This window comes from Candidatus Cyrtobacter comes, from assembly GCF_034470605.1.
Lineage (GTDB): Bacteria > Pseudomonadota > Alphaproteobacteria > Rickettsiales > Midichloriaceae > Cyrtobacter > Cyrtobacter comes.
On sequence record NZ_JARGYT010000059.1, the window covers coordinates 1 to 7,832 of the forward strand.

A 7,832-nucleotide genomic window follows, 5' to 3' on the forward strand; every position below is an offset into this window, starting at 1 on the left:
AACCCATTCATTGAACGTTTTAATGTCGATCGGAAACAACCTTTTATCCATCTAAATACCATATTTATCGCCTCCAATATAATATTGCATCTTTTCCATTATTTGGCAAAACCTTTGTTAACAGTGCCTCTGGTTGATGATATTGCAACAGCCTTGGTTGTTCTTGTAACAGCATAAATTCTTGGCCGCCAGCAACTTCCGCATAAAAAATCGAACCTGCTTCATCCCCTAAATCATCAGCTTGAGAATTACTATCTTCTGAGTTGGAATCAATATCTGAGCTGAAATCATCAGAGTCGCCAACTATTACCTCAACAATTTTTTGTATATCGACTTGATAAGGTAAGCTACCTAAAACCTGATAAAGAGAGTGTTTAGCTACAAGGCCATCACTGTATGCTTTTTGAAATACCGATACAAATCTTTGTATAGTAAGTTCGTTATAAGAAGCTCCATCATTAGTAAACTCTGTCACTAAATCCCTTACAACAGCTCCGCATGCAAATAATCCATCGATTTTACTAAAAATCTCTTGGTTCTGAGATCTCAGCCCCAGTAAATCATCTTGCATTAAGTTGAGTTGATTTAAAGCCTCATTAAATTCCTCTCTATTTTCAATGGTTAATAGGGCGCATCGAGCAATGCTTTCATATGTAGATAGCCATTCTGCGATTTCTTTAAATTTACCCAACCCAATTGCAGACCAATCCAACATAAATACAGCTCTGCACATGGCTTCTGCATTATTTATTACATGATTTAAATATACCGTATGAGCCTTTGTATCCAACATAAGAAAGTTTGCCATTGCATCTTCCCCTTCCTCTGTAATAGGTCTCAAGGTATCTAGCGCATTTTTCAGTGGAGTATAATTTATAATAACGCCATCCTGACAGGCCTTTTTGATTGCTAGTACAAAGTTTTTTATAGCGTTATCACTATAAGGTTTATCATCTCCCAATTCTCTCATTAAATCCCTTACAGCAGCTCCGCATTCAAATAATCCATTGATTCTCCTGAAAATCTCGTTATTACTGTCTATTAGCTTCAAGAGGTCATCTTCTATTAATCTGAGTTTATTGAAAGTATTACGAAATGCTTCTCTATTTTCAATGCTGAGTTGATTGAAAATATCATGAAATTCAATGGTTGATAGTGCGTATTGAGCAATGCTTTCATACTTAAATAGCAATTTTGCGATTTCTTCAAGTTTATCAGGCCCCATTGCATACCAATCCAACATAAATACAGCTCTGTGTATGGCCGCTGCATCATTGTTGATATGTATTAGATCATTTTTTGTCATAACGTCGCAATTTGTTTTATCAATGTTATGCATCACTAGTACTGTATCAGCTTCTCTGCCCATAAAGATTAAAGGTAAAATTGAGTGGTGATGATACTACTTTATGGATTCACTCAATCAAGCTGTAATGCCTTGTTTTTTGGTTAAAAGTGTACTGAATGTGCACAGTATATAAATAGCCGTATATATAAGAATTATATATAACTAAACTCGATAGATTTATATATCCATGTAGCGTATTTGAGTATCTGCTGCATATATCTTATTAAGTGCCCCATCCTTATTAATTACAATAAGTGTTCCATCATCTTCTATTCCATTAAATATCCCATCAATAATCCTTCCATCTGGTAGTGTGGATCTAATCATAGAGCCGATTCTAGCCTTATTTAGCCATTTGGTTTTTATATAAGAAAAACCGTTTAGGATATAATTATTATAAAGTAATTTAAAATTCTCTATAATTGATGAAACGCTCATCTCTGTGCAGCCCAGCTCTGAAAGGCTTATAATACCATCCTTCTTGATAACGTTTATCCCTATTCCTATTAGAAGATGATTTTTATATCTTTCAAGCAATATACCAGATAATTTCTTGTTATCGACCATTATATCATTTGGCCACTTATACGTTATTTCTATACCAGTAAGTAGTTCACCAACAGAAAGCGCGGCTACATATGTGAGCATAGGCCAGGAGCTTTCATCGCAGGTAGGAGTGATTGCTATAGTGATTGCTATATCGCCAGGCAAACTATACCACTCCCTGTTATATTTACCAAACCCAGAAATTTGGTGATCTGTCTTTACTACAAATGGCGTTCTATGCCCTGAGTTTAGCAATTTTATTGCGCCAGTTTGCGTACTTTCTATAGAGCTATAGGAAATAAGATCAAATTCTCCTAATGGCATTTTTTTGTTTTTTCTTTTATATTTTGCAGCAACGAGCTTAGGCCATGTTGTGATATTTCAGACTTAAAATCAGAACGTTGTGTAGTCATTAAAGATATGCCCTCTGCTATAATATCTATTACTTTCCAGTTATTATTTTGGTCCCTTCTGAGTCTATAAAGAATTGTTACATCCTGATCACCGCGAGCTGCTGTAATTTTTGTTTCTACCGAAGCTTGCCCTCTAGGTAACTCTTTGATTGAGATAATTTTATTTTCTTGTCTACCATCATATATCTTGAATTTTTCCACATATAGACACTCTATATATCTTTCATAAGATAATGTGTAATCTTGTTGCTGCTCTGCATTTAAATTTTTCCACTCATTTCCTATAGCAAACCTAGACATCCAATTAGAATCAACAACATTATGAAATAATGAGATTAGCTCTTTTTTTTTCATAGGCTCTGTTTGAGAGGATGATGCTATATCCAAGACGTTTTGTACCACTGAATTTATGAAATTTCTTATATTTTGTTCTTCTGAAGCAAAAGATGCTGATGCAAGAAAAAAAATCATTAAGAATAATATCCTCATATTACCTACCTTTTTCATGAACATGTGTGTAAATATAGCGTATTGCTGCGTACTTATCTATAGAATCTTCTTCTATTTGATCTGTTATATCCAATATATGTGATCTAATAGCTAATCCTTTAGCTGAGGCTCTAGATAAAGTTGCCTTTCTGTTTACTAAGAAATTTAGAGGATCTAGCCCTCTATCTACTACCATACCAATAGTTTCACGCGCAAAGCGAGGACCAAATATAGGCAACACTATATATGGTCCTCTTTTTACCCCAATATTTTTTAGTATCTGAGTTCCAGATATATGAGGAGTTTTAATTTTTTTTGTAGCTGCAAAATCAAATAAACCAAATACACCAAGCGTTGAATTTAAAATAAATCTTATCGTGGCTGTAACAACAACTTTAGGGTTTAATGTAATAATACCCTGGGCTGCATAAAGTGGCTGTTTAAGATTATCTAAAAAATTATCTATTCTTTGTTTTCCAAATTCAGGAACATATTTTTTATATGCAAAAGCCGCAGGTCTAATCCACAATCTATCTATTACATAATTGAATTTGAACATTTTTCTATTAAATGATTCTAGTGGATCTTTTATCTCAATATCACTATATGGGTGATCATTACCCTCAAAGCGAAATTCTGATTCATCAGAAGCAGAGATATGGGGCGTAGCCATTTTAGAGTTAGACAAATTATTATTATTTTTTACTTCCTTTTTAGAGCTACAGGCGCACAAAAACGATACTAAAAATATTAGCAATACCTTGGTCTTCATGTATATATTCAATTACAGTAAATCATGAGTCTCGAATTTTGCGAATTAAGTAAACTTATCTCTTCTTCATGAATAAGTGTGTATTGGGAAAAGATTTTTTTAATATAATCAGTATTATATCTAAATTCCTCAAGCTCTTTTATGAATTCAATTTCATTATCTTTTGCAACCTTATAGCTAATGATCAGTATACCGTTATCAAGTAGTAAATTGCGCATGTTCAGCGCAAATATAGGCAGCAACTGTGGGTTATATGTGAAAAAATCTAAGAGCAATATAATGCCGTATAATGCATTATTGCTTAATGCATTATTTACGAAAGAGCCAGCTTCAGCGTGTGATAGTGTTTTATAGCAACCAGTTGTTTCAGATACTTTTATCATCTTTCTAGAAATATCAACACCACTAAAGGAGACCTTAATATTTGTACACCTCTTCGCTAGAATACCTGTCCCGCAGCCGATGTCAAGCACGCTAAAAAGCCCTATTGTTTTTGAATATTCATCTATTTTTTTCGCTATAATATCATAAGTTATAGCGCTGCTACATAAGGCATCATAACTTTCGGATATAATATCAAATTTATGTTCCAGTATGTTATGTGGTATGTATTGAATAAATTTGTCTTCTAAAAGGTTTCTACAATACATCAGCTCTTCTCTCATATCAGGATTTTTTATTTCTATATCTAAAAAAAGATCTTTTTTAGCCTTTGCGTATTTAAGCAGAATTATATAGCACCTACCTATATAATAAGAGCATTCTGCTTTATATTTTTTTCCAAATAGTTTTAGTATCTTAAACCTAAGTATAGCATCATCTATTTTCCCAGCATTATAAAAGAATATACCTAGTTTATAATTCGTTTCTTCTAATTTCTTTAGCTTCCTGAATAGCGAGGTAGTTGATGTTCTGATATTTAAAAATAAGGATAAGAACAATTTTTTTACACTGCTAAGTAAGCCAGTAAGTGTAATTTTTTTCTTACTATTTAATTTTTTGCCAAAGAAAAATAACCCCACAAGAATTAAGTTTTAATTAAGTTGCAGAAGGAATAATAGTGAGAAATTATTAAGATATGTCAAGATATTGATAATTTATTATATAGCAATAATCCATTTTGCATAGGATTGTTAAAACTATATGAAGCGTTTATCGGTACAATAAATCTATGGCCTATGCTTTTTGGGGGATAAATTACTAATTTAAGACAGATTGATAACTTATCTTATAACATATCTAATTCTAGATATTATAGTTTAATAATTCGACTAAGTGTATCATTAACATACTCTAAAGTGAGCATATTTCACTTGATTATAATATACTATATCGCTATTATAGCGGCCCAGCATGGTCTAATGTTATGCAGTTGTTTATATTGCATCTTTTTCAGGCCCTGTGTTTATTTAAATTAATAGACTTGATGATGATTAATATAAGATCCGCAATGCTTAAGCTATTAAAAGTTTTCAATGATGCTGTTGCTGCTCAACACTCTTTTAGGTTATATTACGTGTGTAAGGGTGAGATATTATCACAAATGCCATTTGAGAAATATCAATGGATTTCAGCGGTTTGGAGTAGTTATGAGAATTCTGAAATCTATAGTAATTCTGATGGCGTGGAAAATTTAAATAATATAATCATTTCAACTGAATTTTTGGAAGTTATCTATCTAACAAATATAGATATACTTGAGAAGATAGGTGATTTGCATGGTGGTTTTTTTACAAAAGGTAGATTATCTATAGATAATCTGGATGGGTATATAGATGTAGTTAGTTGGTTTAATAATAATCAAAATAGTCCGGAGAATCTTTTTTCTGTAATTAGCTATATAAAAGGTAAAGTTGATCAAGAGAAGGCTCAAGAGAAAGCTAAAAATCTAGAGGAGGCCAAGGATGATGATAGTGATGATAGAGTGAGTGATGATAGAGTGGATACCCGTTTTATATGGAGAGGAGGTAATATATACTATGAAAATGAGATAGGTGATTATTATTCTATAAAGGATATAATGTATTGGTCCTATATGCATGGTACGGTTCAAGCTATACGTGACGGTAGGCCAGAGCCAGTAGGTAATTGGTATCAATTTCCTTTTCATGATGACCATGCAAAAAGATGGTTAGGAAGGGGGTTTGAAGGTTTGGGAATATGTAAGAATTTAAATTACTGTGGTAACTCTGACTATGCTCAAGTTACGACTGCATATAAACAGTATTTGTTTGAGTTCTTGGGTTATGAGGAATTAATTCGTATCAGAAAAACATTTGATAAGCCACTAATAAGAGGGCCTTTATTTGAAAGATTGGATGGTGAGGTGCCGCATGAAGGCCAAGCCTATATTGAGGGCGAGCCGGCCAATCAGCCTTGGAAGGGATTCTTTAGTATATCAAAGATTGGTAAAGGTGTTTCAATTATACACACTACAACAGATTGGTTAAAGGTATATAAAGATTATAAGGATCATGAAGAAATCTCAAAATCTAATCTGTTAAATGCAGGAATTAGCTCTACATATACAGTGCTCTTGGTTAGTGGAAATACAGCATACTTGCCACATTTGCCTGCTGCAAAAGCAACTATTCAGATTTATAAAGGAGATTATGAAGGTGCAGCTGCAACAACGTTATTTGCATTAGGGATTTATGCGACAAATTGTATATTGTTTAATTATACACCTAAAACAGCACTTGTTGTAAGTACGTTATTACTTTTGTCTTCAGGGGCATATGGAGTATATGAGCTTGGTCATCTTGTATATAACTTATTTATTGCAGATAATACAGCAAATGAAGTTATGAATGATTATATACATGTATGCCAAGAGTATATTCCAAATGGTACAATGAGTTTTAAACCTGTATGCGGGACTTTTATAGAAGGTTTAAATGAAACAAGTTTAGAATTTCAAATGGGAAGATTTGAGGTTTTTAATGGAACAGTTGAGGTATAGTGTTTAATATATTATGGCGGCTAAAATTGTCTAGGGTAATTTGGTTTTATGGAGGGTTTTAGTGTAATTGCTGAAAATCTGTATGGCTTTGACAGGTAGTTATCTATAAATAGCATAGTAACATTATTCTTTTAAAGACATCTAATAAAAGAACGATAGGAAGTGTGAGATATTATAAGTCCAAGATTTTCGCGATAATCTTGAATGAAAAATGAATAGCTTGCACCCTCCTTAGAGGGTAGGCTCTTTTGTTTTGTGTTAAAAAATAAGTTATAGTGATATAACTTATAAAGAATGGCTAGAACTTTTTGTGGCTCAAGGTAAGATCCTCGTAAACATGATATACAAAATATAACGCACTTCTATTAGAAGTAGCTGTCAATTAGAAGTAGCTATCAATGGTCACTATTAAGATTTTTGGCAGACAGTTTATGATTATTACTTACGTTAAGAACGGTAAGTTGCAAGAGATTAATGATACATTTGTCACACTTGTAAGGGGAAAGGCGGGTAAAAACACCAACTGTATCAATCTGTAAAGACGACACAAAAAGGGGGATATGATGCTGGCAAAAAAGTTAATGGTAGGAAACGTCGTATAACGAAAGATACTCTTTATTTTTCATATGAAGTGCACAAGATCATAAAATGTAAAGGCAAAATATTCTATTAAATTTTCCAAGATGGTTGTTATGGATTATAAATTTGGCGCTTTTTAACTTTAGGCACTTTACTGGGAATTGCTCATAAAATTGTTAATTAAGTTAGTAAAGTTACCACCTTTTGTTGGCCTAATAATTTTAAGCGAATGAGCAAGGGCTATGAATATATCCACAAGACCTTGGAGCATCTTCTCTACATCAATATGCTCAAGAGATTAGCCCGAACCATAAAAACTTTCAAGAGATGCTCTTACGCATTGGTTTTAAGTGATTCAATATAGCTAAGTCAGTATAAAATATCATATAAAATAGGAGTTAAGAAGTTGATCGATAGAGCAGTATTGTTATGCCATTTTTATACTATCTTAGCTATAATACGGTCATTGTTAACGGTGCTATATAGCTAAAGCGTTATAAAATAGTATTAACTTTATCAATATTTGAATTATCATTGAGTTAAATCTTCAGCTATATAGGCGCTCTTATTAGCAACACTTTAGCTGGAGCTCAGTGGGTCTGTTGATAGGCACTGTTAACAAAGGTTGTATTTAATAGATGCTAAAGCTATAAAGGCAAGGAAAGAGAGATCGGATTTCTCAAATCGTAATGCTAAGCGTCGATTTTCTTTGAGTTTAGCGAA

At 32.8% G+C, this 7,832-nt stretch carries 6 protein-coding genes and 1 pseudogene; 2 read left to right on the plus strand and 5 right to left on the minus strand.

All coding sequences use genetic code 11. From position 1 onward, the window contains the following. Positions 1-64: 64 nt before the first annotated feature. The 5 genes from Cyrtocomes_RS04415 to Cyrtocomes_RS04435 all read right to left on the minus strand — a co-directional run bounded on the left by Cyrtocomes_RS04415 (position 65) and on the right by Cyrtocomes_RS04435 (position 4,590). Positions 65-1,369, minus strand: coding sequence for a hypothetical protein (locus Cyrtocomes_RS04415; protein ID WP_322497990.1), 1,305 nt, complete (start codon positions 1,367-1,369; stop codon positions 65-67). 156 nt (positions 1,370-1,525) lie between these two features. Continuing rightward, positions 1,526-2,218 carry a biotin--[acetyl-CoA-carboxylase] ligase gene (locus Cyrtocomes_RS04420; protein WP_322497991.1) on the minus strand — a complete coding sequence of 231 codons (693 nt, stop codon included), beginning with the start codon at positions 2,216-2,218 and terminating at the stop codon, positions 1,526-1,528. Continuing rightward, complete coding sequence (locus Cyrtocomes_RS04425) at positions 2,209-2,814, minus strand: MlaC/ttg2D family ABC transporter substrate-binding protein (protein ID WP_322497992.1); 606 nt, start codon at positions 2,812-2,814, stop codon at positions 2,209-2,211. The genes Cyrtocomes_RS04420 and Cyrtocomes_RS04425 overlap by 10 nt, the downstream gene beginning before the upstream one ends. Beyond that, complete coding sequence (locus Cyrtocomes_RS04430) at positions 2,798-3,484, minus strand: MlaA family lipoprotein (RefSeq protein ID WP_322497993.1); 687 nt, start codon at positions 3,482-3,484, stop codon at positions 2,798-2,800. Before Cyrtocomes_RS04430 ends, Cyrtocomes_RS04425 begins: the two co-directional genes overlap by 17 nt. A gap of 92 nt (positions 3,485-3,576) precedes the next feature. After that, positions 3,577-4,590 carry a class I SAM-dependent DNA methyltransferase gene (locus tag Cyrtocomes_RS04435; protein ID WP_322497994.1) on the minus strand — a complete coding sequence of 338 codons (1,014 nt, stop codon included), beginning with the start codon at positions 4,588-4,590 and terminating at the stop codon, positions 3,577-3,579. 404 nt (positions 4,591-4,994) lie between these two features. Between Cyrtocomes_RS04435 and Cyrtocomes_RS04440 the strand changes: the two genes are divergently transcribed. Then, complete coding sequence (locus Cyrtocomes_RS04440; RefSeq protein WP_322497995.1) at positions 4,995-6,530, plus strand: hypothetical protein; 1,536 nt, start codon at positions 4,995-4,997, stop codon at positions 6,528-6,530. 529 nt (positions 6,531-7,059) lie between these two features. Continuing rightward, a pseudogene (locus tag Cyrtocomes_RS04445) lies at positions 7,060-7,146 on the plus strand (IS5/IS1182 family transposase); the annotation flags it as partial. Positions 7,147-7,832: the final 686 nt, after the last annotated feature.